This is a genomic window from Piscinibacter sp. PDB1-1, assembly GCF_056675995.1.
In genome coordinates this window covers 688,700-713,953 of record NZ_JBWVZJ010000003.1, presented here as the reverse complement: position 1 = coordinate 713,953, position 25,254 = coordinate 688,700, and the positions used below count along the sequence as shown (strand labels likewise).

Annotated in this window: 25 protein-coding genes and 1 tRNA gene; 17 read left to right on the top strand and 9 right to left on the bottom strand. The window is 68.2% G+C overall.

All coding sequences use genetic code 11. The annotated features are described in order from the left end of the window. Nucleotides 1-94: 94 nt before the first annotated feature. From AC1KAR_RS19195 to AC1KAR_RS19185, 3 genes are all read right to left on the bottom strand, one after another. Nucleotides 95-1,897: an aminopeptidase P family protein gene (locus AC1KAR_RS19195; protein WP_480320656.1), complete on the bottom strand. Its 1,803-nt coding sequence runs from the start codon at nucleotides 1,895-1,897 to the stop codon at nucleotides 95-97. 135 nt (nucleotides 1,898-2,032) lie between these two features. After that, entirely contained in the window at nucleotides 2,033-3,433 is a 1,401-nt protein-coding gene (locus tag AC1KAR_RS19190; protein ID WP_480320654.1) for an NAD(P)/FAD-dependent oxidoreductase, read from the bottom strand. A 13-nt stretch (nucleotides 3,434-3,446) separates the two neighbouring features. Continuing rightward, nucleotides 3,447-4,793, bottom strand: a complete 1,347-nt coding sequence (locus AC1KAR_RS19185; protein ID WP_480320652.1) for a TAXI family TRAP transporter solute-binding subunit — start codon at nucleotides 4,791-4,793, stop codon at nucleotides 3,447-3,449. An 80-nt stretch (nucleotides 4,794-4,873) separates the two neighbouring features. Between AC1KAR_RS19185 and AC1KAR_RS19180 the strand changes: the two genes are divergently transcribed. Genes AC1KAR_RS19180 through AC1KAR_RS19170 form a run of 3 tightly spaced genes read left to right on the top strand, consistent with a single transcriptional unit; the run spans nucleotide 4,874 to nucleotide 8,387 of the window. Beyond that, nucleotides 4,874-5,554, top strand: coding sequence for a response regulator transcription factor (locus tag AC1KAR_RS19180; RefSeq protein WP_480320650.1), 681 nt, complete (start codon nucleotides 4,874-4,876; stop codon nucleotides 5,552-5,554). Next, nucleotides 5,554-6,879, top strand: coding sequence for an ATP-binding protein (locus AC1KAR_RS19175; protein ID WP_480320649.1), 1,326 nt, complete (start codon nucleotides 5,554-5,556; stop codon nucleotides 6,877-6,879). Before AC1KAR_RS19180 ends, AC1KAR_RS19175 begins: the two co-directional genes overlap by 1 nt. Then, on the top strand, nucleotides 6,876-8,387 hold the full coding sequence (locus AC1KAR_RS19170; RefSeq protein ID WP_480320648.1) for a M48 family metalloprotease: 1,512 nt from the start codon (nucleotides 6,876-6,878) through the stop codon (nucleotides 8,385-8,387). The genes AC1KAR_RS19175 and AC1KAR_RS19170 overlap by 4 nt, the downstream gene beginning before the upstream one ends. A gap of 12 nt (nucleotides 8,388-8,399) precedes the next feature. On the opposite strand, the gene AC1KAR_RS19165 is transcribed toward AC1KAR_RS19170, so the two are convergent. Continuing rightward, a complete protein-coding gene (locus tag AC1KAR_RS19165; protein ID WP_480320645.1) occupies nucleotides 8,400-9,944 on the bottom strand; it encodes a carotenoid oxygenase family protein in 1,545 nt (514 codons plus the stop codon). Between the two features lie 17 nt (nucleotides 9,945-9,961). Further along, the gene (locus tag AC1KAR_RS19160; protein WP_480320643.1) at nucleotides 9,962-10,384 is read right to left on the bottom strand and encodes a DUF2141 domain-containing protein; all 423 of its coding nucleotides are present in this window, start codon (nucleotides 10,382-10,384) and stop codon (nucleotides 9,962-9,964) included. Nucleotides 10,385-10,624: 240 nt separating this feature from the next. On the opposite strand from AC1KAR_RS19160, the gene AC1KAR_RS19155 reads away from it, so the two are divergent. The 5 genes from AC1KAR_RS19155 to AC1KAR_RS19135 all read left to right on the top strand — a co-directional run bounded on the left by AC1KAR_RS19155 (nucleotide 10,625) and on the right by AC1KAR_RS19135 (nucleotide 14,748). Next, nucleotides 10,625-11,068 (top strand): Hsp20/alpha crystallin family protein, encoded by a 444-nt coding sequence (locus AC1KAR_RS19155; RefSeq protein WP_480320641.1) that lies wholly within the window; start codon nucleotides 10,625-10,627, stop codon nucleotides 11,066-11,068. 11 nt (nucleotides 11,069-11,079) lie between these two features. Beyond that, nucleotides 11,080-11,460 (top strand): Hsp20/alpha crystallin family protein, encoded by a 381-nt coding sequence (locus tag AC1KAR_RS19150; protein ID WP_480320639.1) that lies wholly within the window; start codon nucleotides 11,080-11,082, stop codon nucleotides 11,458-11,460. Between the two features lie 195 nt (nucleotides 11,461-11,655). Further along, nucleotides 11,656-12,657 (top strand): quinone oxidoreductase family protein, encoded by a 1,002-nt coding sequence (locus AC1KAR_RS19145; RefSeq protein ID WP_480320637.1) that lies wholly within the window; start codon nucleotides 11,656-11,658, stop codon nucleotides 12,655-12,657. Nucleotides 12,658-12,693: 36 nt separating this feature from the next. Then, nucleotides 12,694-13,227, top strand: coding sequence for a DUF421 domain-containing protein (locus AC1KAR_RS19140; protein ID WP_480320635.1), 534 nt, complete (start codon nucleotides 12,694-12,696; stop codon nucleotides 13,225-13,227). Nucleotides 13,228-13,278: 51 nt separating this feature from the next. Beyond that, the gene (locus AC1KAR_RS19135) at nucleotides 13,279-14,748 is read left to right on the top strand and encodes a CYTH and CHAD domain-containing protein (protein WP_480320632.1); all 1,470 of its coding nucleotides are present in this window, start codon (nucleotides 13,279-13,281) and stop codon (nucleotides 14,746-14,748) included. Nucleotides 14,749-14,958: 210 nt separating this feature from the next. On the opposite strand, the gene AC1KAR_RS19130 is transcribed toward AC1KAR_RS19135, so the two are convergent. Then, nucleotides 14,959-15,375 (bottom strand): DUF2141 domain-containing protein, encoded by a 417-nt coding sequence (locus tag AC1KAR_RS19130; RefSeq protein ID WP_480320630.1) that lies wholly within the window; start codon nucleotides 15,373-15,375, stop codon nucleotides 14,959-14,961. Nucleotides 15,376-15,536: 161 nt separating this feature from the next. After that, entirely contained in the window at nucleotides 15,537-16,691 is a 1,155-nt protein-coding gene (locus AC1KAR_RS19125; RefSeq protein WP_480320628.1) for an acyl-CoA dehydrogenase family protein, read from the bottom strand. A 211-nt stretch (nucleotides 16,692-16,902) separates the two neighbouring features. Here AC1KAR_RS19125 and AC1KAR_RS19120 point away from each other — a divergent pair, with 211 nt between their 5' ends. Then, nucleotides 16,903-17,178, top strand: coding sequence for a hypothetical protein (locus AC1KAR_RS19120; RefSeq protein WP_480320626.1), 276 nt, complete (start codon nucleotides 16,903-16,905; stop codon nucleotides 17,176-17,178). 32 nt (nucleotides 17,179-17,210) lie between these two features. On the opposite strand, the gene AC1KAR_RS19115 is transcribed toward AC1KAR_RS19120, so the two are convergent. Further along, nucleotides 17,211-18,308 (bottom strand): mechanosensitive ion channel family protein, encoded by a 1,098-nt coding sequence (locus tag AC1KAR_RS19115; protein ID WP_480320624.1) that lies wholly within the window; start codon nucleotides 18,306-18,308, stop codon nucleotides 17,211-17,213. Between the two features lie 180 nt (nucleotides 18,309-18,488). Here AC1KAR_RS19115 and paoA point away from each other — a divergent pair, with 180 nt between their 5' ends. The 3 genes from paoA to paoC are packed head-to-tail and all read left to right on the top strand — an operon-like array spanning nucleotide 18,489 to nucleotide 22,308. Next, nucleotides 18,489-19,148 (top strand): aldehyde dehydrogenase iron-sulfur subunit PaoA, encoded by a 660-nt coding sequence (gene paoA / locus AC1KAR_RS19110; protein ID WP_480320622.1) that lies wholly within the window; start codon nucleotides 18,489-18,491, stop codon nucleotides 19,146-19,148. Next, the gene (locus tag AC1KAR_RS19105; protein ID WP_480320620.1) at nucleotides 19,145-20,095 is read left to right on the top strand and encodes an FAD binding domain-containing protein; all 951 of its coding nucleotides are present in this window, start codon (nucleotides 19,145-19,147) and stop codon (nucleotides 20,093-20,095) included. Before paoA ends, AC1KAR_RS19105 begins: the two co-directional genes overlap by 4 nt. 2 nt (nucleotides 20,096-20,097) lie before the next feature. After that, complete coding sequence (gene paoC / locus AC1KAR_RS19100; RefSeq protein ID WP_480320618.1) at nucleotides 20,098-22,308, top strand: aldehyde oxidoreductase molybdenum-binding subunit PaoC; 2,211 nt, start codon at nucleotides 20,098-20,100, stop codon at nucleotides 22,306-22,308. A gap of 91 nt (nucleotides 22,309-22,399) precedes the next feature. On the opposite strand, the gene AC1KAR_RS19095 is transcribed toward paoC, so the two are convergent. Next, nucleotides 22,400-22,475, bottom strand: a tRNA-Ala gene (locus AC1KAR_RS19095). Between the two features lie 112 nt (nucleotides 22,476-22,587). On the opposite strand from AC1KAR_RS19095, the gene AC1KAR_RS19090 reads away from it, so the two are divergent. From AC1KAR_RS19090 to AC1KAR_RS19070, 5 genes are all read left to right on the top strand, one after another. Beyond that, nucleotides 22,588-23,454: an alpha/beta hydrolase gene (locus AC1KAR_RS19090; RefSeq protein ID WP_480320616.1), complete on the top strand. Its 867-nt coding sequence runs from the start codon at nucleotides 22,588-22,590 to the stop codon at nucleotides 23,452-23,454. 212 nt (nucleotides 23,455-23,666) lie between these two features. Beyond that, nucleotides 23,667-24,107, top strand: a complete 441-nt coding sequence (locus AC1KAR_RS19085; RefSeq protein WP_480320614.1) for a BON domain-containing protein — start codon at nucleotides 23,667-23,669, stop codon at nucleotides 24,105-24,107. Nucleotides 24,108-24,294: 187 nt separating this feature from the next. Next, nucleotides 24,295-24,732, top strand: coding sequence for a response regulator (locus AC1KAR_RS19080; protein WP_480320612.1), 438 nt, complete (start codon nucleotides 24,295-24,297; stop codon nucleotides 24,730-24,732). Between the two features lie 56 nt (nucleotides 24,733-24,788). After that, entirely contained in the window at nucleotides 24,789-24,959 is a 171-nt protein-coding gene (locus AC1KAR_RS19075; RefSeq protein ID WP_480320610.1) for a hypothetical protein, read from the top strand. 13 nt (nucleotides 24,960-24,972) lie between these two features. Continuing rightward, on the top strand, nucleotides 24,973-25,167 hold the full coding sequence (locus AC1KAR_RS19070) for a hypothetical protein (protein ID WP_480320608.1): 195 nt from the start codon (nucleotides 24,973-24,975) through the stop codon (nucleotides 25,165-25,167). Nucleotides 25,168-25,254: the final 87 nt, after the last annotated feature.

Genomic DNA, 25,254 nt, shown 5'->3' with positions numbered 1-25,254 from the left:
CCCCGTGTCGTTGCTGAAAAACGACCGGGAGTCTAATCGCACGAGCGTGCGAATTTCCTTGGGGGCATCCCTTGCATGAGGGCCCGGCAAGCGTTCAAAGCGCCTGGGTGCGCTCGTTCAGCCAGGCGAGTGCGTCTCCTCCAACCAGCGGGGCGACCCGCTCACGCACCACCTCGTGGTAGCGGTTGAGCCAATCGATCTCGTCGGCGCGCAGCAGGCTCTTGTCGATGCAGCGGGTGTCGATCGGGCACAGCGTGAGCGTCTCGAATTCGAGGAAGGGGCCGAAGCCGCCGTCGGTTGCCGACGGCACGTTGAGTACCAGGTTCTCGATGCGCACCCCCCACTGGCCGGGCCGGTACAGGCCGGGCTCGATGCTGGTGATCATGCCGGTCTCCATCGCCATGTGCGGCTCTGGTGGGGTCTTGGAGATGCTTTGCGGACCTTCGTGCACGTTGAGGAAGTAGCCCACCCCGTGGCCGGTGCCGTGGCCGTAGTCCAGCCCCTGCTCCCACAACGGGGCGCGGGCGATGGCGTCGATCATGGGCGAGAGCGTTCCGCGCGGGAAGCGCGTGCGGCTGAGCGCGATCGTGCCCTTGAGCACGAGGGTGTAGTCGCGCCGGTGCGCGGCCGTGATGGTGCCGATGGGCCAGACGCGGGTGATGTCGGTGGTGCCGCCCAGGTACTGGCCGCCGCTGTCGATCAGCAGCAGCCCGTCGCCTTCGATCACCGCATGCGAATCCGCTGTCGCGCGGTAGTGCGGCATGGCGCCGTTGGCGTTGAAGCCGGCGATGGTGTTGAAGCTCAGGCCGACGAAGCCCGGTCGCTTGGCGCGTGCGGCACTCAGCTTCTCGTCGACCGTGAGTTCGGTGATGCGCACCTTGCCCAGCGCCTGCTCGAACCAGGCGTAGAACTCGCACATGGCGGCGCAGTCTTGCGCCATCACCTCGCGCACGTGCGCGGCTTCGGCGTCGCTCTTGCGGCTCTTGAAGAGCGTACTCGGGTTGATCGCCTCGACCACCCGCGTGGATGGGTTCACCGTTTCGCGCAGGCCCAGGGTGATGCGCCGCGGGTCGACCAGCAGCACGTCGGTCGCGGTCAGCGCGGCGAGTGCGTCGCTCGCTTGCGCGTAGGGCGCAATGACCACGCCATCCGCCGCGAGCAGCTTCTGCAAGCCCGCAGGCACCTTGCCTTCGGACACGAAGATCGTGGCGCCGTGCAGCCCGATCAGCGCATGCGCGAGGAAGACGGGGTTGTAGCTGACGTCCGAGCCGCGCAGGTTGAAAAGCCACGCGATGTCGTCGACCGTGGACACGAAGTGATGCGTGGCGCCGGCGCGCGCCATCTCCTCGCGTACCTTGGCCAGCTTGGCCCCGCGCGCAAGCGGTGCGTGGGGCGGCAAGTGCTCGTAGACCGGCGCATCGGGTAGGCCCGGGCGCTCGGGCCAGATGATGTCGAGCACATCGAAATCGGTGCGCAGCTTCACGCCGGCGCGGTCCAGCGTGCGGAGCAGGGCCTGTGCCGAGGCGAGGCCGAGCACGCTGCCATCGACACCGACCGCCTGACCGCGCGGCACCTGGGTGGCGAGCCAGTCGAGGTGGTGCGTGGCGGTGCCGGTGGGGATCTTCACGAGCTCGATGCCCGTGCCGGCGATCTCGGCCTCGGCCTGTGTCCAGTAGCGGCTGTCGGCGAACAACGCGGCCTTGTCCAGCGCGACGACGAGCGTACCCATCGACCCGGTAAAGCCCGACAGCCACTCTCGGCCCTGCCAGCGCGCGGGCAGGTACTCGGAGAGGTGGGGGTCGCTCGACGGCACCAGCACGGCGCTCAGGCCGTGTTGCTGCAGTGCCTCACGCACGCGTTCGAGTCGCAAGCGGATGGGGGAGGTGCGGGTGTCCATGGTGGCGGTCCGGTAGGTGCCGCATGGTGCCCGGTGAGGCACAGGCTGCGGCCAGGCTGGGGTTGGGCCATTCTAGGAGGCGATACCCCGGGGCGTGCCGGGAACCCGCACCCCGCCTCGGGTGTCACGGGGGGATCAGGACCGGCGCAGTGGCAACGTATCCGCTGCCTCGGTGATCACGGGCGGCTGCGTGGCGGGCGCGTCGCCCGGCGTGGCCGCCACCACGCGTGCACGCCGGTCGTAGGTGAGGTACGAGCCGGCCCAGTCGAGCATGACGAGCGGCCGGTTGCGATAGCCGATCAGGAAGTAGATGTGCGCGAAGAGCCACAGCAGCCAGGCCGGCAGGCCCGAGAAGCGCCAGCGGCCCACGACAGGCAATGCGAGGTCGGCCACGGCGGCGCTGCGACCGATGGTCGCGAGCGCACCGGCGTCGTGATAGCGGAAGGCGCGCGTCGGCTCGCCGCGCAGGCGGCACAGCAGGTTCGCGGCGGCCAGGCGGCCCATCTGCTTGGCCGCGGGGCTCAGGCCCGGCACCGGCGTGGGCGGGCTGCCGGCGTCGCCATGGCTGTAGGCCGCGGCCAGGTCGCCGACGACGCTGATCTCGGGGTGGTTGACGAGGCTCAGGTCGGGCAGCACCAGCACACGCCCGCTGCGGTCAAGCGTGGCGCCTGCGCTCGCGGCGAGGGTCGCGCCGAGGCCCACGCCCGCCACGCCGGCGGCCCAGATAACCGTGCGGGTGGGCAGGTGATGGTCGAGCTCCACGTCGCCTTCCTGCGATTGATAGCTCACACCGCCGGCATGGATGTCCGTGGCGCGGCAGTTGGTGCGAACGTCGACCCCGAGCCGCTTGAGTTGCTCGCGCGCACGTTGCTGCAAGCCGGGGTCGAAGCTGCTCAGCACCTTCTCCGAACCTTCGAGCAGCACCACGCGGGCGAGCTTGGAGTCGATGCGGCGGAACTCGCGCGAGAGCGTCTCGCGGGCGATCTCGCTCAAGGTGCCCGCCATTTCCACGCCTGTTGGGCCGGCGCCGACCACCACGAAGCTCATCCAGGCGGCGCGTTCCATCGGGTCGGCGCAGCGCTCGGCGCGCTCGAACGCGCCGATCACGCGGGCGCGTATCTCCAGCGCGTCGGCCAGCGTCTTGAGGCCCGGCGCATGCGGCGCCCAGGCGTCGTTGCCGAAGTAACTGGTGCGCGTGCCGGCGGCCACGATCAGGTGGTCGTATCGCAGGCGCTCGTCGCCGTCGAGCAGCAACGTGCGCGAGGTGGCATCGATGAACTGCACCTGCGCCTGCAGCACCGTGAGCCGCCCCCGCGCGATCTGGCGCCGCAGGATGTGCCGGATCGGCGCCGAGATGGCCGGGGCGCTCAGCCCCGCGGTCGCCACCTCGTAGAGCAGCGGCTGGAACAGGTGGTGGTTGGTGCGATCGACCAGCGTGATCTGCACCGGCGCCTTCGCGAGTGCGCGCACGGCCTCCAGGCCTGCGAAGCCGCAGCCGATGATGACGACGTGGGGGAGCGGGTGTTGTGGTGACATGGGTTGAACGGCCTCAACCCGCCGCCGCGAGCAGCCGCCCACGCACCATCTGGATGTGCCCGCGCAGCGCGTACAGCTCGTCGGCATAGCTCAGCGGCACCGACACGTGCTCGGCCGCATGCTCGATCTCGTCGAGCTCCTTGAGCAGCTCGGCGGTGGGGCGCTGGCCTTGGGCCTCTTCGACCACGCGCAGGCGCCCGTACCAGCGGAACACCCGCGAGCGGATGCGGAACTCATACAGCGGCGGCACCACGCGCGACATCGGGATCAGGATGGCGATGATCGACACCAGCACCACCCACATCCGCTCGATCACGTTGGCCACCCAGAAGGGCAGATAGCGCTGCAGCACGGGCACGCCGCGCGCGTAGTAGCGCTGCGCTTCGGCGGCCAGCGGGTGCTCGACGTTGTCGGGGCTGGGGAACTGGTTCTTCTTCTGGAACCAGCCGGCCGGGCTGTGGATGGGCGTGGCAGCCTGCACGAAGAGCTGGATCAGTGCCGGGTGCGTCTCCTTGCGCGCGACCAGGGCCGCCGTGGGGGCGATCAGGCGAACGTCGGCCGGCGGCAGGTCGGCGGCCAGGTCGACCACGCCGCGCGGCAGCACCACCGGGCTCATGAACGAGAAGCGGCGCGAGTAGGCATCGGCCTGGGTGAAGTTGAACAACTTGATGCCAGGCGTTTGCAGCAGCATCTGCACCATTACGGCCTCGGGTGCGGAGTTGAACACCATGGCATCGCTCTCGCCAGCCAGCAGGGCCATCACCGCCGGCGTGAGTGGCTCGCGCAGCAGGGCGATCTTGTCGCGGTCGATCTTGTTGGCCTCGACCATGCGGCGCACCAGGTTGGGCGTGCCGCTGCCGCGCACGCCGATGTTGACCCGCCAGCCTTCGAGCTGGCCCAGGCTCTCCAGCGTGTCGCTCTTGAGCAGGCGCCTGGCAGAGTCTTCGCGGTAGAAGAGCCACACCGGCTCGTAGAACATGCTGCCGATGGAGACCAGGGGGTCGTCGTCGTCGTCTTCGCCGCTGGGGCGGCGGTCGCGGTCGTCGGCGCCACCCTGCACGAACGCGATGTCGACACCCGACGACGGGTCTTTCAGCAAGCGCAGGTTCTCGGCCGCACCTGCCGTGTTGCGCAACTCGACCTGGATGCCGTGCTGCTTGAGAAGCTCTGCATAGCGCTTGCCGAACTCGCTGTACGCGCCTTGCGGCACGCCGGTGGCCAGCACCACGCGCCGCGGCGGAGACGGGTCCAGCGCGAAGTACGCGAGCAACAGGAGCGCCAGCGTCAGAACGATGAACGGCCCAGCCGTGAGGATCAGGTCACGGGCGGACAGCAGGGTGTTGCGCAAGGCTTTGGGCATGGCATGACTGCAGGGTTCCGGGCGAGGCTGCGGCCCGCACGATACCGTATGCTTTTCCTCCCCTGTAGCCCACCTGACCGATGCGCCTGCTGCTGGTAGAAGACGACCGCATGATCGGCGAGAGCCTGCGCACCGCCCTGCGCCAGGAGGGCCACGCCGTGGATTGGGTGCGCGACACCAGCGCCGCTCAGGCCACGCTGGGCAGTGAGCGCTTCGATCTGGTGCTGCTTGATCTGGGCCTGCCCCCGGTGGCGGATGCCGCGCCAAGCGGCGAAGGCGGCCTGGGCGTGTTGCGCTGGTTGCGCGGGCGCAACGATGCCACCCCGGTCATCGTGCTGACCGCGCGCGACGGCCTGGGCGACCGCGTGGCCGGCCTCGACGCCGGTGCCGACGACTACCTCGTCAAACCCTTCGAGCTCGATGAGTTGCACGCCCGCATGCGCGCCGTATCGCGCCGGCTCGACGGCCGTGCGCAGCCGCAGCTCTCGCACCGGGGCGTCACCCTCGACCCGGCCACCCGGCAGGTCACGCACAACGGCCAGCCGGTGCTGCTGTCGGCGCGCGAGTTCGCGGTGCTCGAAGCGCTGATGGCGCGCCCCGGCGCCTTGCTCTCGCGCGCCCAGATCGAAGACAGGCTCTACGGCTGGGGCGAAGAGATAGAGAGCAACGCGGTGTCGGTCTACATCCACCAGCTGCGACGCAAGCTCGGGGCCGAGTTCATCCAGAACATGCGCGGCGTGGGCTACTTCATCCCGGCCTGATGTTGTCGATGATGAACTCCATCCGCGCCCGGCTGCTGTTGCTCCTGCTGGGCATGCTCGCCTTGGCCGCCATCGTGATGGGGGTCGTGACCTACCGCAATGTGCTGGCCGAGACCGAGGCGCTCTTCGACTACCAGCTGCGCCAGATGGCCCTCTCGCTGCGCGACCAGGGTGAGGTGAGCCCCACGCAGGCCGACGCCCTGGCCAACGAGCAGCTCGACTTCGTGGTGCAGATCTGGACCATCGACGGCCGCAGCATCTACGCCAACCGGCCGCACTCGGAGCTGCCATCGCGCGCCTTGCTCGGCCTGGCCGATGTGCCGGTGCGCGGCGAGGTGTGGCGAACCTTCAGCGTGGCCACACCCGGCCGCGTGATCCAGGTCGCACAACCGCGGGTCACGCGCCAGCGTCTCGCGGCCCGGGCCGCGCTGCGCAGCGTGGCGCCGCTCGCGGTGTTGGCGCCACTCCTTGCGGTGCTTTCGTGGTGGCTGTCGAGGGTTGCGCTGCTGCCACTGAACCGCGTGGCCAACGAGGTCAGGTCGCGTGGCGACCGCCTGCTGCAGCCGTTGGCCGAGCAAGGCCTGCCGCGCGAGGTGTCGCCGCTGGTGCGCGCACTCAACGGATTGTTGCAGCGCCTGGGCCAGACGCTCGACACGCAGCGCGCTTTTCTGTCCGACGCGGCCCATGAACTGCGCTCACCGCTCACCGCGCTCAAGTTGCAGATCGAGACCCTCAAGCTCGCGCCCGATGCGCCCGCGCGCGATGCGGCTGTGGCCATGCTCGCGCAAGGCATCGACCGGGCGGCGCGCATCGTCGAGCAGTTGCTGGCGCTCGCCCGAAGCGAGCCCGGCGCCCAGGCCGGCACCCTGCAGTCGCTGGACCTGAGCGAGCTGGTGCGCCAGGCGCTGGCCCAGACGGCGCCCTACGCCATCTCGCGCGGCAGTGAACTGGCGTTGCACGCCGACGATCCCGTGTCGGTGCAGGGCGACCCGGCCGGCCTGACTGCGCTCGTGCGCAACCTGGCCGACAACGCGTTGCGCTATTCGCCGCCGGGTTCGCGCGTGGACCTGCGGGTCTGGCGTGACGGCGCCGCGGCCGTGCTGCAGGTGGATGACTCCGGCCCGGGCATCCCGCCGTCGGAGCGTGAGCGGGTGTTCGATCGCTTCTACCGCCGAGCGGGTGGCGGTGAAGAAGGCACGGGCCTCGGGCTGGCCATCGTTCGCAGTGTGGCAGCGCGGCATGGCGCCACCGTGCAACTCGACCAATCACCGCAGGGTGGATTGCGTGCCACCGTGCGTTTTCCACTTCAAGGAGAGAACCCATGAGAAGACTGAAAGTCACCTGGGCGCTGGTACTCGCCGCAAGCCTGCTCGCTGGCTGTGGCACGCAAGTCGTCAACCCCGTCACCGGCGAGACCGAGCGCAGCGCGATGAGCGAGCAAGACGAGATCGCCGAAGGCAAAAAGGCGCACGCGGGCGTGCTCGAGGAGTACGGCGCGTACGACAACCCGCGCCTGCAGGCCTATGTGAACGACCTCGGCCAACGCCTGGCCGCGCAATCGCACCGTGCCAACCTGAAATGGACGTTCACCGTACTCGACAGCCCGGAGATCAACGCCTTCGCGTTGCCCGGCGGCTATGTGTACGTCACGCGGGGGATCATGGCCTACCTCGACAGCGAGGCCGAACTCGCCGGCGTGATGGGGCACGAGATCGGCCACGTCACCGCCCGCCACGGCGCGCAGCGCGCCACGCGCCAGCAGAACGCGGGCTACGGCGTGATGGCCGCCACCGTGCTCGGTGCCGTGCTCGAAGTCGCGGGCGTTGGCGGCGCGACCAACCTCGCGAGTCAGGTCTCGCAGACGGCGGCCGCCGGCTACGTGGCGTCTTACAGCCGCGACCAGGAGTCGCAGGCCGACCAGCTGGGCGCCGAGTACCTGGCGCGCAACCACTACGACCCCAAGTACATGATCGAGGTCATCGAGGTGCTCAAGAACCAGGAGCGCTTCGCGGCCGACGTGGCCAAGGCCGAGGGCAAGACGGCGTCGTCGGGCACGAGCTGGCTGGCCTCGCACCCGAGCAACGACAAACGGCTCGCCGACATCCGCCAGTACGCGGCCAAGTACCAGACGGCCAGCCAGAGCAGCTACGGCGACAGCGGCCGCGATCGCTACCTGCAGGCGGTCGACGGCATGAGCTTCGGCGAAAGCGCGGCGCAAGGCCTCACGCGCGGGCGCAACTTCTATCACTCCGACCTGGGCATCGCGCTCACCGCGCCTGCGGGCTGGGAGATCGACAACAGCGCCGAGGCAGTGATCCTGGCCAACAGTGCGGGCGACGCCGGGCTGATTGTGCGCCTGATCCCCGCCAAGGCCGGCAGCACGCATGAAGAAATGATCCGCAACGTGCTCAAGCCCACCGACGGCCGCACCGAGCGGCGCAGCATCAATGGCCTGCAGGCCACGCAGTTCACCGGCACGGTTCAGAACAAGCAGGGGCGCAGCTCGAACGTGCGGCTCACGCTCGTTACCGGCCCGGGTGGGCGCACCTTCGCGCTGCAGCAGGCCGCCAAGGACTCGGCGGCGCTGCAGCGCAACAGCACGCAGCTCGCGGAGGCCGAGAACTCCTTCCGGGCCATGACCTCGGCCGACCGCGCGGCCGCGAGGCCGCTGAGCGTCAAGACCGTGGCCATGCCCCGCGGCGGCTTCGCCGAACTGGCGCGCAGCTCGCCGCTGCCTGCTCGCGCCGAATCTCAGCTGCGGCTGATGAACGGCGCCTACGGTGGCGAGGTGCCCGAGCCCAAGCCGGGGCAGCGGGTCAAGGTGGTGCAGTGAGCTGACACGCGCTCACGCCGGCACGTGGATCGCGTGCAGGCCGGCGGGCATCAGCCGCGGCATCTCGGCCTGGGCGATGGGGCCATCGGCCAGGCGCGCGGCGTCGAACACCGAGAACAGCGTGCTGCTGCGCGCCACGTCGAGCGCCGTGCCCACCAGCCAGCCGTCGCCCTCGCGCATGCTGCCCGGGCGCGGCACGAAGAGGTGCTCTTCGACCATCACGCTGGCGCCGTACCGGTAGTGGTCGGTGGCGCCGCTGGCGATGTCCTGGCGCATCACCGCGTCGTAGCCCGGCCGCTGGCCGGGCGAGAGCCTCAGCGCCGCATAGAGCTGCTGGTGCCGCTGGCCGACGCGTCGCGGGTCGATGCGCGGGAACTCCGCTCTTTGCGGCAGCACCTGCTGGCGTGCCCGGCGCGCGCCAGGGTCGATCTCGATCAGCGTGAGTTGGGCGTACCCCTCGTGGTCGAAATGGCCGCGCATCAACTCCTTGATGCCGGTGGTGGCCTGCCACGCGTCGTCGGCGCGCATGCAGTCGAGGCGGATCACGCCGGAGCGGTCTTCCCAGGCGTTGCCGATGTGAAAGACGAAGCCCGCCGGCAACTCGAACCACTGCGGCTTGTCGAGCGCGTCTTTCGGCAGCACCAGCACGCGCATGCCGAGCTGCGGCTTCCACACATGGCTGTCGAGAAAGCTCTGGCCGCCGCGCCAACGCTCGGTGTCGAACACGAAGGGCGGCAGCAAGAAGACGAGGTGCCGCTCTGTCACCGCGAAGTCGTGGACCATCGCGATGTCTGGCACCGGCAACGCGCTGGCCTGTGCCAGCGACCCGTCGCGCAGCACGCGGTACACGATGAGCAGGCCGCCCGACGCGCTGATCCCGAAGTTCCACAGCGTGCCGTCGGTCTCGATGCGCGGGTGGGCGGAGAACGGCACGCCGGCGAGCTCGGGTGACCAGACCTTCACGCCGCGGGTGCCAAGCGTCTTCTCATCCATTCGGTAGGCCGAACCGCCTTCCCACAGCGCCATCAGCTCACCACCGTGCCAGACGACGCTCGTGTTGGCTACGTTCACTGCATCGGGGCCGGTGGGTGGTTCGGCATGGGGCACCACGGTACCGAAGGCCGAACGCACCGGGCGGCCGGCGGCGCTGTCAGCCTTGAACTTCTCGGTGCGTACGAATCGGGCCTGGTGGCTGATGCCCTTGCTCGACAGCGTGTAGCGCTGCAGCAGGCCGTCGCCGTCGAACCAATGGTCGTAGCGCAGGCCGCCCAGTTGGTGGCGCGCCGGGCCGTTGCGGAAGAAGGCGCCGTGCAATGCCGGAGGGAGCTTGCCGCGCAGTGTCATGTCGAGGGCCGGCACATCGGCCTGCACGCCGACGTAGGCCTGCGTCCACGGCTGGGTGGCACGCTGCGACTCGAACGCGGCGAGTGTGCTGGGCGCGTCGGCGCGGACGGCCGTGAGCGGCAAGCCGGTGGCGGCCAGCGCGCCGGCGCCGAGAAGGCGCTGGAGGGCGTCGCGGCGCGCGCCGTCTTCCAGGGCGGTTTGAAAGTGCTCCATGAGTGTCGCCCCTTGCGTCAGCGCAGCTGGATGCGCAGGGTGGTGTCGGCCTGCAGTTCGACGGCTGCCTGTGCGAACGAGGGCGGCCCCATGGTCGGGCTGCCCGTGAAGCCGTAGGGCTCGGTCGGCATGCCCAGCATGTTGGTGTCGAGCTTGCCGTTGCCGTTTTCGTCGTGATACGCCGAGAGCGCGTACTTGCCCGGTGGCAGGTCGTTGAACACGAGCACGGTCTTGTCGGGTGTGGGCGAAAGTCTGCGCACCTGGGCAGCCTTGTCGATCTGGCGCCAGCCGGTCTCGCTGTTGTAGAGCGCAGCGTTGATGCTCCCTTCGGTGGAGCGTGCATCGACGAGTTCGATGGTGAGCGTGAATGCTTGCGCGCTGCCTGCAAAGGCCAGGGCGGCGGTGGCGAGCGTGAGGGCTTGAAGAGGTTGGGTTCGCATGATGGGTCCCTTGAAGAGTTGGAAGGCGGACCTATCGTGTGATGCGCCCTGGTGTGGCGCGAGCGGGATGCGACGAAGCGCCGGCTGGCGGCGCGAGTGGTGCCGAGAAGGGCGCAGGCGGTGCCAAAAAAGTCGCTGCAACACCGCCCTTGAAATATCGACCGAGGGGCACATCTCATGACTACCGGCGGCGAGAGGCCGCCCTCGTTTCAAGACATGCGTACCCCCAAGGAGAGCCAGATGTTCGCTTCGATCCTGAATCACCCAGACACCGTTTTCGCCCAGTTCGACCGCCTTCGCCGCGAGCTCGATGGTGCGTTCGCCGAGCCGCGGGTTGCCCGCAGCGTGGCGCGCGGCAGCGTGCCGCCGCTGAACGTTGGCCGCACCACCACGAGCGTGGAAGTGCACGTGTTCGCGCCGGGCCTCGATGCGTCGAAAATCGACGTGACGCTCGACCGCGGCGTGCTGAGCATCAGCGGCGAGCGCGTGGCTGATGCGCCCTCGAAGGAGGCCAAGGCCACCACCTACACCCGCGAACGCGGCGCCGGCCGCTTCACGCGCACCGTGAAGTTGCCCGACGACGTTGACCCGACCCAGGTGAGCGCAACCTACCGCGATGGTGTGCTGCGCGTCAGCATCGCCCGCAAGGAAGCCGCCCAACCCAAGCGCATCGCCGTGCAGTAAGGAGAACCGACATGAGTAACGCAAACGACATCACGACCACCCAGACCGCCGCGAAGGCGCAGCGCACCGTGCAGCCGCCCATCGATGTCTTCGAGACCGATGACGGCATCACCCTGCTGGCCGACATGCCCGGTGTGGCGCGCGAGCAGCTGGAGATCCACGTCGAAGGCAACTCGCTGCTGATCGAAGGTCAGGCCCAGCCGCTGACCCCGGCCGACCTGGAGCCACTGTGGGCCGAGACGAGCGTGCCGCGCTACCGCCGCAGCTTCAAGCTCGGCCGCGAGCTCGACACCTCGGGCATCGAGGCCAACCTGAAGGACGGCGTGCTGACCCTGCGCATCCCCAAGCAGGCGCAGGCGCAGGCGCGCCGGGTCGAGGTCAGCGTGCACTGAGCTGCCGTGGCGATCGGTGGGCGGACAGGCTCACCTAATCGATCATCGTGACATCACCAGCCGATCGCGCAAATGCGGCCCCGGGGCGACAAGCCCTGGGGCCGCTTTGCTTTGCCCAGAGCGCTTCGCCCTCCGCCCTGAGGCATTCCTTTGGCGATATGCTGACTCGGCCTCCCTGCACAGGACAGCCCCACCATGAGCCCAGCCGCCCCCACGCCAACCCGCGCCCGCGTCGTCCGCCTCGATGAACACGGCGGCCCCGATGTGCTGAAGCTCCACACCGTGGATCTGCCGGCACCAGAGGCAGGCGAGGTGCGGCTGCGCCACACGGCCATCGGCTTCAACTACATCGACGTCTACCAGCGCTCCGGCAAGTACCCTTTGCCGATGCCCAGCGGTCTCGGGCACGAGGCCGCTGGCGTCGTGGAGGCGGTGGGCAGCGGCGTGAGCGAGTTCAAGGCCGGCGACCGCGTTGTCTACCTGAGTGCCGGTGTCGGCTCCTACGCCACCCACCGCAATGTGCCGGCCGGCAAGCTAGTGGCATTGCCCGCAGGCTTGGCCGATGACGCGGCCGCGGCGGTGTTCTTCAAGGGCCTGACCGCGCAATACCTGCTCCGCAGGACGCACCGGGTGCAGGCCGGCGAGATCGTGCTCGTGCACGCCGCGGCGGGCGGGGTGGGCCAGATCCTCTGCAGCTGGGCCAAGGCGCTCGGTGCCACGGTGATCGGGACGGCGGGTTCGCCCGAGAAATGCGCGATCGCCCGCGAGATGGGTTGCGATGCGGCCATCGACTACTCGCAGCCCGACTGGGTTCAGCAGGTGATCGACGCCACCGGCGGGCGCAGGGCGCGTGTCGTGTACGACTCGGTGGCGCAGCACACGTTCATGGGTTCGTTGGATTGCACCGCGCCCTTCGGCCTGGTGGTGCTGTTTGGTGCGGCCTCGGGGCCGGCGCCCGAGATCCAGCCCGAGCTTCTCAACAAGAAGGGCTGCCTGTTCCTCACGCGGCCGTCGGTCTTCCCGCACAACGCCGACACGGCCAGCTTGCGCGCCAATGCGGCCGAACTCTTCGACGCGATGGCTGCAGGCGCCGTTCGCGCGTCGATTGCAGCGAGCTTGCCGCTCGAGAAGGTGCAAGAGGTGCACCGGCTGGCCGAGGCGCGGGGCAACGCAGGGGCGATCGTGATGCTGCCGTGAGGCGCGGAAGGCGTCACACCCACCACGGAGACCACCATGGACCTGGCACAGATCTTTGCCATCGACGTCTCGCCGCTTGAACTCGTGCTGCGCGGCACGTTGATGTATTGGTTCTTGCTGCTGATCTTCAGGTTCGTGCTTCGGCGCGATGCCGGTGCGTTGGGCGTGGCCGATATCCTGCTCGTGGTGCTCATTGCAGACGCTTCGCAGAACGCCATGGCCGGCCCCTACCAGAGCGTGACCGAGGGGGCCATCCTCGTCGCCACCCTGGTGTTCTGGAACTACGCGCTCGACTGGGCGAGCTTCCGCTGGCGCTTCGTGCGCAAGCTGACCGAGCCCGCGCCCCTGCTGCTGGTGAAGGACGGACAGATGCTGAGTCGCAATCTGCGCAAGCAGTTCCTCACGCGAGAAGACGTGGAGACGCAACTGCGCGAGGCAGGCGTCGACGATCTGTCGCGTGTGCGCGCGGTCTACCTTGAGGGCGATGGTCGCTTCTCGGTGCTCCAGTTCGACGATGGGGACGCGCCTGCCAAGCGCCCCGGCAAGGCCGATCGACCGCTCGGCATGTGACGCGGTCAGGCGCCACTGTGCTGCAATGCAGTGATCCCCACGGGCCCTGACATGACTGAACTCGAACTCAAGTTCCGCCTCGATGCCGCCAGTTCACTCACCTGGCAGGCCTTGTTCAAGACCCAGCAGGCGCGGCGCCTGCGCCTGCGTGCGCGCTACTTCGACACGCCCGATACGCGTCTCGCCCAGGGCGCCGTGGCGATTCGTCTGCGCCTGCAGGGTACCCGCTGGGTTCAGACGCTGAAGGCAGCCGGCGACAGCGCCGTGCACCGGTTGGAGCATGAGGTGAACGTCGCCGCCAGTCGGTCCGAAACGCCGGCATTGGATGTCGGCCGGCACCAGAGCACGCCGGCGCTGGAGCGCTTGCAGAGCGCGCTCGGCGGCGCCTCGCCCGATGACCTGGTGCAGCGCTACGAGACGGATGTGTGGCGGTCGATCGTGATGCTGCGCGACGGCGAGGGTTCGCAGGTCGAGGCGGCGCTCGACCTCGGTGCCGTGCTGGCCGGCGATGCTCGCTCGCCCATCGCCGAGATCGAGTTCGAGCATGTGGCAGGCCCGGTGCAGGCCGTGTTCACGCGCGCGCTCGAAGCGCTGGAGCTGGGCGGCATGTGGCTCAGCACCATCTCCAAGGCAGAGCAGGGCGAGAACCTGCGACGCGGCGGCGTTGGCGCACCGGTGAAGGCATTGCCGCTCGAACTGCCTGCCACTGCGTCGAGCGCCGTGCTGTTGCGCGGCGTGGTGCGCAACGTGCTGGCCCAGGTGTTACCCAACGCGAGTGTCGTCGCAGAGGGCGAAGGCGGGGCAGAGCATGTGCACCAGTTGCGCATCGGCCTGCGTCGCCTGCGCACCGCCCTGCGCGAGCTGGCAATCCTCAGCCCTTGCATCGCTCCGGAGTGGGAGCGCGCGCTCGCCGCCACCTTCGGCGCGCTGGGTGAAAGCCGCGACAACGAGGTGATCTCCGAAACTGTGCGGCCCCTGCTCGAAGAGGCGGGTGCGCCGAAGACGACATGGTCGGCATGCGCAGGGGCGGCCGACCCCGTGCTGGCGGTGCGCGATCTGGCGTTCCAGCGCACGCTGGTGGCCATCCTGGCGCTGGCGCATGCCGGCGACGAGGCGTTTTCATCGCACGATGCCCAACACACCCGGGCGCTAGTCGCGAAGCAACTGCAGCATCTGCACCGGCAGGTCGTGAAAGACGGGCGGCGTTTCATGTCGCTGCCGCTTGAGCAACAGCACCGGGTGCGCAAGCGCGTCAAACGCTTGCGCTACCTGAGTGAATTTGCGCAGCCGCTGTGGCGGCCCAAGCGGGTGGCGCGCTATCTCGAATCACTCAAGCCCGTGCAAGTGGCCCTGGGCTGGCACTCCGACTGTGCCGTGGCCGCCCAGCACTTCGAGTCAGACGCCCATACCGACCCGAAGGGGCAGTTCGCGGCCGGCTACCTCAAGGCGCACCTCGCCGTGACGGCTCAGGCGGCCTGCGGCGAACTCAAGCGACTGGCGAAGGCCGAGCCCTTCTGGTGAACAGCACCCGCACTCAGGCAATCAGCTCGTGCCTTCGTTCAGGCGGAGCAGGCACACGAGGCCTCGATGGCACGCTGTGATTCGAACTCGGCGGCGTTGGTGTGGGCGCCCCTTCGGCACGGGTGCCGAAGGGTGACTCGCACGTACCGACCACCAGCAGGCGGCATGGCGCCCTGCCGGCTGGTGTCGGGGTGAATGGGGTTTCCCAGGTCAGCGCAGCGGGATTCGCAAAGTGGTGTCGTCCTGCACCTCCACTGCAGCATTGACGAAGCTGGGAACGCCCATGACGCGGAGCGCGTCGCGCGAGAAGCCATAGCGCTCGGTGGGCTGGCCCCACATGTCGCGTGCGAATCGGCCATCACCGTTTTCGTCGTGGTAGGCGGCGATGGCGTAGCGGCCAGGAGGGACATTGGCGAAGACCAGCACGGTCTTGTCGCCAGCCGATGAGGCCCTGAGGGCCTGCGTGGGCTCGCGGAACGTCAACCAGCTGCCCTCGGAGGTGTATAGCGCGACGTTGATGTTGCCCTGGGGGGAGATGGCGTCGGTGACTTCTACGGTGAGTGTGAGGGCCTGGGCGGCACCGACGGCGAGCAGGCTGAGCGCGCAAAGGGGCTTGGCGAGGTTCATGTCGTCTCCGTGTGTTAAGAAGGTTAGGCGATGATGGCACCGCCACGCGTGCCTGCCAAGGGCCTGCGAAGAAATGACCCCGGCCGTTACGAACGGCACTCAGTCTTGCCCCAAATGAAACGGCCGCCCCAAGGCGGCCGTTCGAGGCGGGGCTGCAACCCTTACTGCGTCAGTTCCTTGACCATGTTGCGCGCGATCACCATCTGCTGGATCTGGCTCGTGCCTTCGTACAGGCGGAACAGGCGCACGTCGCGGTAGAAGCGCTCCATCGAGTGCTCGGCGATGTAGCCCGAGCCCCCCAGGATCTGCACGCCGCGGTCGGCCACGCGGCCCACCATCTCGGACGCGTACAGCTTGGCGCACGAGGCTTCGGTGGAGTGCGGCAGCTTCGCATCGCGCTTGCGGGCCGCGTCGATCACCATGCACTCGGCGGCGTAGAGCTCGGTCTTGCTGTCGGCCAGCATCGCCTGCACCAGCTGGAACTCGGCGATGGGTTGCCCGAACTGCTTGCGCTCCACCGCGTATTGCAGCGCGTCGGCCAGGATGCGCTTGGCCACGCCCACGCAGATGGCGGCGATGTGGATGCGGCCCTTGTCGAGCACCTTCATCGCCGTGTAGAAGCCCTTGCCCTCGACGCCGCCGATCAGGTTGGCAGCCGGCACGCGGCAGTTCTCGAAGATCACGTCGCAGGTGTGCGCGCCCTTCTGGCCCATCTTCTTGTCGCGCTTGCCGAGCGTGATGCCGGGAGACTTGGCGTCGACGATGAAGGCCGAGATGCCCGAGGCGCCTTTCTTGGCCGGGTCGGTGCGCGCCATCAGCGTGAAGATGCCGGCCTGCGGTGCATTCGTGATGAAGCGCTTGGTGCCGTTGACCACGTAGTGGTCGCCGTCCTTGATGGCGGTGGTGCGCAGCGAGGCCGAGTCGGAGCCTGAATCAGGCTCGGTCAGCGCGAACGAGGCGGTGATCTCGCCGGTGGCCATCTTGGGCAGGTACTTTGCCTTCTGCTCCTCCGTGCCGTCCATCAGGATGCCTTGCGAGCCGATGCCCACCGTGGTGCCGAACACCGAGCGAAAGGCCGGCGAGGTCTGGCCCATCTCGATCATGGCGAGCACTTCTTCTTCCATCGTGAGCTCGAGGCCGCCGTAGGCCTCGGGGATGGTCAGGCCGAACAGGCCCAACTCGCGCATCTCGTCGACGATGGCCGGCGGGATCTCATCGGTGTCGGACACCTCGTGCTCGGCAGGCACGAGGCGCTCGCGCACGAAGCGGCGCACGCTGTCGACAAGGGCGGTCAGGGTTTCTTGGTCGCGGATCATGTGAACACTCGGGTGTAAGGCGGGGAGAACTGTCGTTCGAGAGCGAACGGGCCGGCCGAGAGCATAGTGGATGCCCGTGCTTAATCCAGTCGCCTACCGGACGCCTACCCGCGAGCAGGGGAGCGCAGCACGATGTCGGTGCAAGCCCCCTCGCGGGTGGCCGCGGTGCCCACGTACATTGGCGACTCCCCCACGAACTCGAGCGCGGACATTGAACGTCACCCCCACTCCCATCACCGCCGCCCTCGCGGGCGGCTTCTCGGCCTTGGTCATGCCTTTTCTGTGGGCGCGACTGGCCAACGACAGCATGTGGCTGGTGCTGGCTTTCCTGCTCATCGTGGCGCTACCGGCGCACGCGTTCGTCTTCGGCTTCGGCCGCAATCAGGTCGCGGGCGGCACGCTCGACACCGCCTTGCTCAAGCGCATCGGCGCCTGGTTTGGCGCGGCGGTGGCGGTGCTGGCCATTGCATGGGCGGCGCGCTCATAGGTGCGTGATCGCCGCGCCCAGTGCGTGGCCGCTCACGCAGCAGGCGCTGCGGCAGGCGCCGCGGGCGTCATCACCAAGGTACGGGTCGGGAACGCGAAGTCGACGCCCAGTGCGGCCAACTCGCGCATCAAGGCGAGGTTGATGCGCTGCTGCTGGTCCATGTAAGGGCCATAGCCGGGGTCGAGCACGATGTACACGACTTCATAGTCCAGCGAGCTTTCGCCGAAGGACTTGAAGTGCGCCCGGTCGAAGCGAAGCTGGTCGCTCGCCTCGACCACGCGCTTCACGATGGCCGGGATGGCCTCGGCCTGCTCGGGCGTCGTGTTGTAGGTGACGCCGAACCCGAACACGATGCGCCTTTCGCGCAGGCGCTTGTAGTTGCTGACGGTGTGCTTCAGCAGCTCGGTGTTCGACATGACGATCTGCTCGCCACCCAGGCTTCGGATGCGCGTGGTCTTGATGCCCACGGTTTCGACGGTGCCCGCCACGCTGCCGAGCACGATGAAGTCGCCGACCTCGAACGGCTTGTCCACCGCGATGGCGACCGAGGCGAAGAGGTCACCCAGGACGTTCTGCGCGGCCAGCGCGATGGCGATCCCGCCCACCCCCAGGCTGGCGATGAACGCGGTGATGTTCACCCCCACGTTCGACAGCATCGCCAACAGCACGACGGTCCACAGCAGCGTGCGCGCGCCCCACGACATCAGCGTCGTGGCTGCGCTCGCAGGCGCATCCGGCCTCTCCGAATGGCGTTCGCGGTAAAGGTGCAACCCGATGGTCACCGCACGATTGGCCCACAGCGCCACCTGAAGTGCCACCACCACGAACCAGAACTGCGCGACACGGCCCTCCCATTTGTCGGGGAGATCGATGAAGCCCAAGCCGATGAGCAGCGATGCCAGCGCGATCAGCCAGCCGCTCGTTCCGCTGAGCACATCGACCAGCACGTCGTCCATCCGGTTGACGGTGTGGTCGGCGATCCTGCGAAACCGCCCCAAGGCCAGGCGGGTCACCAGCGTCATCAGGAGGTAAGACACAAGCGCCGCCACCGCCGCCAATGCGACCCTGCTCAGTGGGAGCCCGAAGACAGTGTGGTTGTCCAGCCAGAAGATATTCAATTGCTCAAGCATCGAGCGACCGTAACAGGGTGGGCAGGCCACGACGCGCTTTAGCGCACTAACCTGCCGGGTTTTCTGATCGCGCCTCGCGCGGGGGTACGGCCCCGCCGTGCCTGGCTGTCGGCAAAGGGAATGCCATTTGCCCCGTCACATCATCTCGCAGGCATTGCGATGGAAAAGGCGGGGGTACTCATGACAGATCTTTCGATTTCTCGACGCGACCTGCTCATTGCCGGTACTGGCGCGGTCGCTTCGTCGTCCGCTACGGCCCAGGCCAGCGATTCGGCCGGTGCCGTGACCGGTTCCGCGACTGGAGTCGCCGGGGCTGCCACGATGAAGGTCTCGTTCGCGGTCAACGACCGCTCCCGCACGCTCGACCTTGACACGCGAACCACCTTGCTCGACGCGCTGCGCGAACACTTGCACCTCACCGGTACCAAGAAGGGCTGCGACCATGGCCAATGCGGCGCGTGCACAGCCATCGTCGACGGCCGGCGCATCAACACCTGCCTGAGCTTGGCGGTGATGCACGAAGGCGCACGCATCACCACCATCGAGGGCCTGGGTTCCCCTGAGAAGCTGCACCCCATGCAGGCCGCCTTCGTCAAGCACGACGGCTACCAATGCGGCTACTGCACCCCCGGACAGATCTGCTCGGCCGTGGCCGTGCTGGACGAAATCCGTGCGGGCGTGCCCAGCCACGTCACGGCCGACATCACCGTGAAGCCGCTCCTTTCCGCCGAGGAACTGCGCGAGCGGATGAGCGGCAACATCTGCCGTTGCGGTGCCTACTCCAACATCATCGATGCGATCACCGAGGTGGGCGCGGCACCTGCCGGGAGGCCGGCATGAAGCCCTTCACCTACGAGCGCGTGACCACCGCCGAACAGGCCGCCGCGGCGATTGCCCGCACGCCACACGCCAAGTTCATCGCTGGCGGTACCAACCTGCTCGACCTGATGAAGCTGCAGATCGAGGCGCCCACGCATCTGGTGGACGTGAACGCCTTGCCGTTGGCGCGGATCGACACCACGACCGAGGGCGGACTGCGCATCGGCGCGCTTGTGCGCAACACCGACCTGGCCTCGAACGAGGCGGTGCGACGGGACTACGGTGTGCTGTCGCGCGCGCTGATGGCCGGCGCGTCGGGCCAGCTGCGCAACAAGGCCACCACCGCCGGCAACCTGCTGCAGCGCACGCGCTGCCCGTACTTCTACGACACGGCGCAGCCTTGCAACAAGCGGGTTCCCGGTAGCGGCTGCGGTGCCCTGAACGGCATGAGCCGCCAGCATGCGATCGTCGGCACCAGCAATGCCTGCATCGCGACCCACCCGAGCGACATGGCCGTGGCCATGCGGGTGCTCGATGCCACGGTAGAGACCGTGAGGGCGGACGGCCGGCAGCGCCGCATCCCCATTGCCGATTTCCATAACTTGCCTGGCAGTACGCCGCAGGTCGAGACGACGCTCGAGGCGGGTGAGTTGATCACCGCCGTCGCGCTGCCGCCACCCGTAGGAGGCACGCACGTCTATCGCAAGGTGCGCGACCGCGCCTCGTACGCGTTTGCGCTGGTGTCGGTGGCGGCCATCGTGCAGCGCGACGGCACCGGGCGGATCGCCCTGGGGGGCGTGGCCCACAAGCCGTGGCGTGTCGAAGCGGCCGAGGCCGAGTTGCCGCGTGGCGCCACGGCCGTCAGCAGCAAGTTGCTCGCGGGCGCAAGGACCACCGAGCACAACGCCTACAAACTGCCGCTGGTGGAGCGCACGCTCGCCGCCGTACTCACCGACGCGAGGGCCTGAGCATGAAGTTCGACACCCCGGCCACCACCAACCCGATCGATCAACTGAAGGTCATCGGCCACCCCACGGATCGCATCGATGGGCCACTCAAGACCACCGGCACCGCCCGCTACGCGTACGAGCAGCATGAGGCCGCTCCGAATGCACTCTACGGTTACATCGTCGGGGCCACGATCGCCAAAGGCCGGATCGTGTCGATCGACCAGAAGGCCGCCGAAGCGGCGCCTGGTGTGCGGACCATCGTGACGGCGCGCAGCGCAGGCAAGCTGGGCAAGGGCCAGTTCAACACGGCGCGATTGCTGGCGGGACCCGGGGTGGAGCACTACCACCAGGCGGTCGCGCTGGTCGTGGCCGACACCTTCGAGCAAGCCTGGGCCGCCGCCGATTTGGTGCAGGTGCGGTATGCCACGTCGGCCGGCAGCTACGAGTTGGCGAAGACGCGCCGCAATGCCAAGCCGCCCAAGCCATCGGGCTTCGCCGGCCCACCCGACACCCGGGTCGGAGATTTTTCCGCAGCGTTCGCTTCGGCGGCGGTGAAGATCGACGCCACCTACACCACACCGGATCAGTCGCACGCCATGATGGAGCCGCATGCCTCGATTGCCTCGTGGCAGGGCGACCGCCTGACGCTGTGGACGTCGAACCAGATGATCGACTGGAGCACGGGCGATGTCGCAAAGACGCTGGGTATCGAGAAGCAGAAGGTGCGCCTCGTGTCGCCCTACATAGGCGGTGGGTTCGGCGGCAAGCTCTTCGTGCGGGCCGACGCGGTGCTGGCTGCCCTCGGCGCCAAGGCGGCGGGGCGGCCGGTGAAGGTGGCGCTGCAGCGCCCGCTGATGATGAACAACACGACGCACCGGCCGGCCACCATCCAGCGCGTCCGCATCGGCGCGGGCCGCGACGGCAAGATCACGGCGATTGCGCATGAAACCTGGTCGGGTGATCTCCCCGGTGGGCAACCCGAAACGGCGGCAAACCAGACGCGCCTGCTCTATGCGGGTGCGAACCGGCTGACCGCCACGCGGCTGTCGGTGCTCGATCTGCCGGAAGGCAACGCGATGCGCGCACCGGGAGAAGCGCCCGGCATGATGGCGCTCGAGATCGCGGTCGACGAGATGGCCGAGAAGTTGGGTCTGGACCCGGTCGAGTTTCGTATCCGCAACGACACGCAGGTCGACCCCGAGAAGCCAGAACGCCCGTTCTCGCAACGCCGGCTCGTCGAGTGCCTGAGGCAGGGAGCCGACACCTTCGGCTGGGCCAAGCGCAACCCGCGCCCCGCGCAGGTGAAGGAGGGGCGCTGGCTTGTGGGGCTTGGCGTGGCGGCGGCTTTTCGGAACAACCTCGTCATGAAGTCCGCAGCGCGTGTACGGCTCGATGCACAAGGCATCGTCACCGTCGAGACCGACATGACCGACATCGGCACGGGCAGCTACACCATCATTGCCCAGACGGCGGCCGAGACCATGGGCGTGCCGCTGTCCAAGGTTTCGGTGAGGCTCGGCGATTCGAGCTACCCGGTGTCCTGCGGCTCAGGCGGGCAGTGGGGCGGCAACAATTCGACCGCGGGCGTCTTTGCGGCATGCATGAAGCTGCGAGAGAGCGTGGCGCTCAAGCTCGGCGTGGCACCTTCTGACGCCGAGTTCACCGACGGCACGGTGCGCGCAGGTGGACGTACGGTGTCGCTGGCTGAGGTGGCCGGTGCCGAGGGCTTGGCCGCGCAGGATCACATCGAATACGGCGACCTCGACAAGAAGTATCAGCAGTCGACCTTCGGCGCGCATTTCGTCGAGGTCGGTGTCGATGCAGCGACCGCCGAGGTGCGCGTGCGGCGCATGCTCGCCGTGTGCGCGGCCGGCCGCATCCTCAACCCGAAGTCGGCGCGCAGCCAGGTGATCGGTGCGATGACGATGGGCGTGGGCGCAGCGCTGACCGAAGACCTGGGCCTCGACGTGCGGCGCGGCTTCTTTGTGCACCACGACCTGGCCGCGTACGAGGTGCCTGTACATGCCGACATCCCGCACCAGGAGGTGATCTTCCTCGACGAGACCGACCCGATCTCGTCGCCCATGAAGGCCAAGGGTGTGGGCGAACTGGGCATCTGTGGCGTAGGAGCGGCCGTCGCCAACGCGATCTACAACGCCACCGGCGTGCGTGTGCGCGACTACCCGATCACGCTGGACAAGCTGATCTCGAGCATGCCGGTGCTGACGTAGCCCCGTCGGCGCTCGCAGTGCGGCAATCGAGTGCATCGCCGCCGGGTCATCCAAAGAAAAAGGCCTTGCATGACAAGGCCTTAAACGTTGGTGGTGGAGAGGAGGAGGATCGAACTCCCGACCTTCGCATTGCGAACGCGACGCTCTCCCAGCTGAGCTACCCCCCCAACGAAGCGACAAGTCTAGCAAAAGGGCGTTGAGCGGTGTGCCTCTGGCGCGGTCTGCCGGGGCGGGTTAGAAAGCAGCTGGCTTTCACATCCACCCACTTCGGACCCTCCCATGCCGCAACCTGACCCCGCCTGGCTCGACGTTCAGTACAACAACCGCGCACGGGTGCCCGAGCACCCCCAGATCTTCGAGCGCTGGGCGATGGCGTCGCAGCGCGTGCGCGAAGGGCTCACCTGCCTGCTCGACCTGCCTTATGGCGATGGCGAAAAGGAGACGCTCGACGTGTTCCCTGCCGCGCAACCGGGGTCGCCGGTGTTCGTGTTCATCCATGGGGGCTGGTGGCGCAGCTCGGACAAGGCGGACAACTCCTTCCTCGCAGCGAGCCTGGTTCGTGCCGGCGCGATGGTGGTGTTGCCGAACTACGCGCTGTGCCCTGGCACGGTACAGGCGCCGGTGACCATAGAGACGATTGCCTTGCAGCTGGTGCGTGCCGTTGCGTGGACGTACCGCAATGCCGCCGCCTATGGCGGTCGGCCGGGGCGCATCGTGGTGGGCGGGCATTCGGCTGGCGCTCACCTGGCCGCCATGCTGTTGTGTTGCGACTGGCAGGCCGTGGATGCGAACCTGCCGACGCGCGTGGTGCATTCGGCCCTCGCGATCTCGGGCCTCTTCGACCTGGAGCCGATCCGCCACACGCCGTATCTGCAGGCCGACCTGCGGCTCACGCCGGACATGGTGCGCCGCGTGAGCCCGGTGCGCTTTCGCGCGCCGGCGGGCCGGCTGAACGCGGTGGTGGGCGGCGATGAGAGCGACGAGTTCCTGCGTCAGAACGGGTTGCTGCGCGACGCGTGGGGCGCTGAGGTGGTGCCGGTGTGCGAGGCCATCGCCGGCGCCAATCACTTCACCGTGCTGCATGACCTGGCCGACCCCGACGGGCGGCTGAATCGCATCGCACTGAACTTGCTCGATCTCAGGTAAGGGGGCGGCGCACGCTGTCGCTCACAGGCTCGATCGTCCTACACGGGTGCGGGCAGGTGGCCGATGGGCGGGGCCGCGTGCAGTTTCTACAGTTCATTCGGGGCGTTTGATCGCGTTGCCGATGACAAAGGTCGTCGAATCAACCTGCAAGCGCACGTTCGGCGCCGACAGGCGCTTGCCACGCGAGTGGCTACAACCTGAAGGAACTGACCATGAACCAATTCAAGACCCCTGTCGCCACCCTGGGCGTGATCACGGTGGCCTTGGCGCTCGGCGCCTGCCAGCGCAATGACGAAAACGCCACCGCCGGCCAGCAGGTCGACCAGGCTGTCGCATCGGCCGAGCAAAAGGCCGACGCGATGAAGCAAGACATGAAGCGCGAAGGCAACGAGGCCAAGGACGCCATCAGCAACGCGGTCGACAAGGCCGGCGACAAGGTGAAGGACGCGAGCATCACGACCGCCGTCAACGCCGAACTGGCGCGTGACACCGAGTTGAGCGCTCTCAAGATCGACGTCGACACCAGCAGCGGCCGCGTGGTGCTGCGCGGTACGGCGCCCACCGATGCATCCCGCGATCGCGCCACGCAGATCGCACAGCGTGTCGATGGTGTGGTCTCGGTCGACAACCAGTTGAGCGTGTCGCGCGGCTAATTAGAACCAGCAAAGCGCCCATGCCCATGCCGCTCCACGAGCGGCGAGGCGGCCACTTCTTCGGAGGCTGGCCGCCTTCTTGTTTTGGTGCACGCACTTCTTTGTTGCAGCTTGCGTTTTGATACCGGGCCGGGCACGCCGTTCGCCGGGGTGAGCCATCACCTTCACCCACCCCGAGCACCCACCCATGAAACGCGAATTCGATGAGCTGGCACCCCGTGAGGTGTTGTATGTCGAAGACCACCCGACCAATGTGCGCTTGATGCAGGCACTGTTCGAACGCCGCCCGCACCTCGAGCTGGTGATCGCCGGAGACGGCCGAGAGGCCTGCGAGATCGCCCAGCGCATGCGCCCGGCGCTCGTGCTGCTCGACATGCGCTTGCCCGACTGCGATGGCGTGGCGCTGCTGCAGGCGCTGCGTCGCAACGAGGGCTGGGAGACGCTGCCGGCGGTCGTGGTGACGGCCGAGCAGGGCTTCGACATCAGCGGCACGGGCTTTTGCGAGCTGTGGCCCAAGCCGATCGACCTCGCGTTCGTTCTCAGCCGCCTCGATGAACTTGCTGCAACGGCGCAGGCACCTGCCCCGCAGGCTGCTGTCGCGGCGACGCAGGCGGCTGCCGCTTGAGTTCCGCTGCCGGATCGTCAACCCGGCCTTGACCGAGCCTCAACAGGAGACCCACCATGACACCACCATTCATCGCACGCATCGCCGCCAGCTCGACTCTGGCGATCGGCCTCGCCACGGCGCTGAGCGCCTGCGATCCGAAACCGCCAGAGCCCAAGGCTGCACCGGATGTGACGACAACGAGCCCCATGCCCACGCCTTCCGCGTCGGCTCCGGCGAGCCAATGACGACGCACGCACCATGACCCAGATTGCCGGTGGCGCCACGCCACCACCTCCGGTGCCGGGTCACGTGCCGCCGCCTGCAGCGCCGCCGATGCCGCCGCCCGGGCCGGACCTGCCGGCGCCCGACGTCATCGACCCGCCTGCGCCCGGCCGGCACGACCCCGTGCGCGAGCCCGAGCGGCCCGTTCCAGAAGTCACCCACCTGCATTGAGGGGCGCGGGTTACCCGAGGCCCTTCGCGCGGCAACTCTTACACGTAAGCGCCGCAGCGGTCGGTATGAATGGCAATGCGCGTGCCC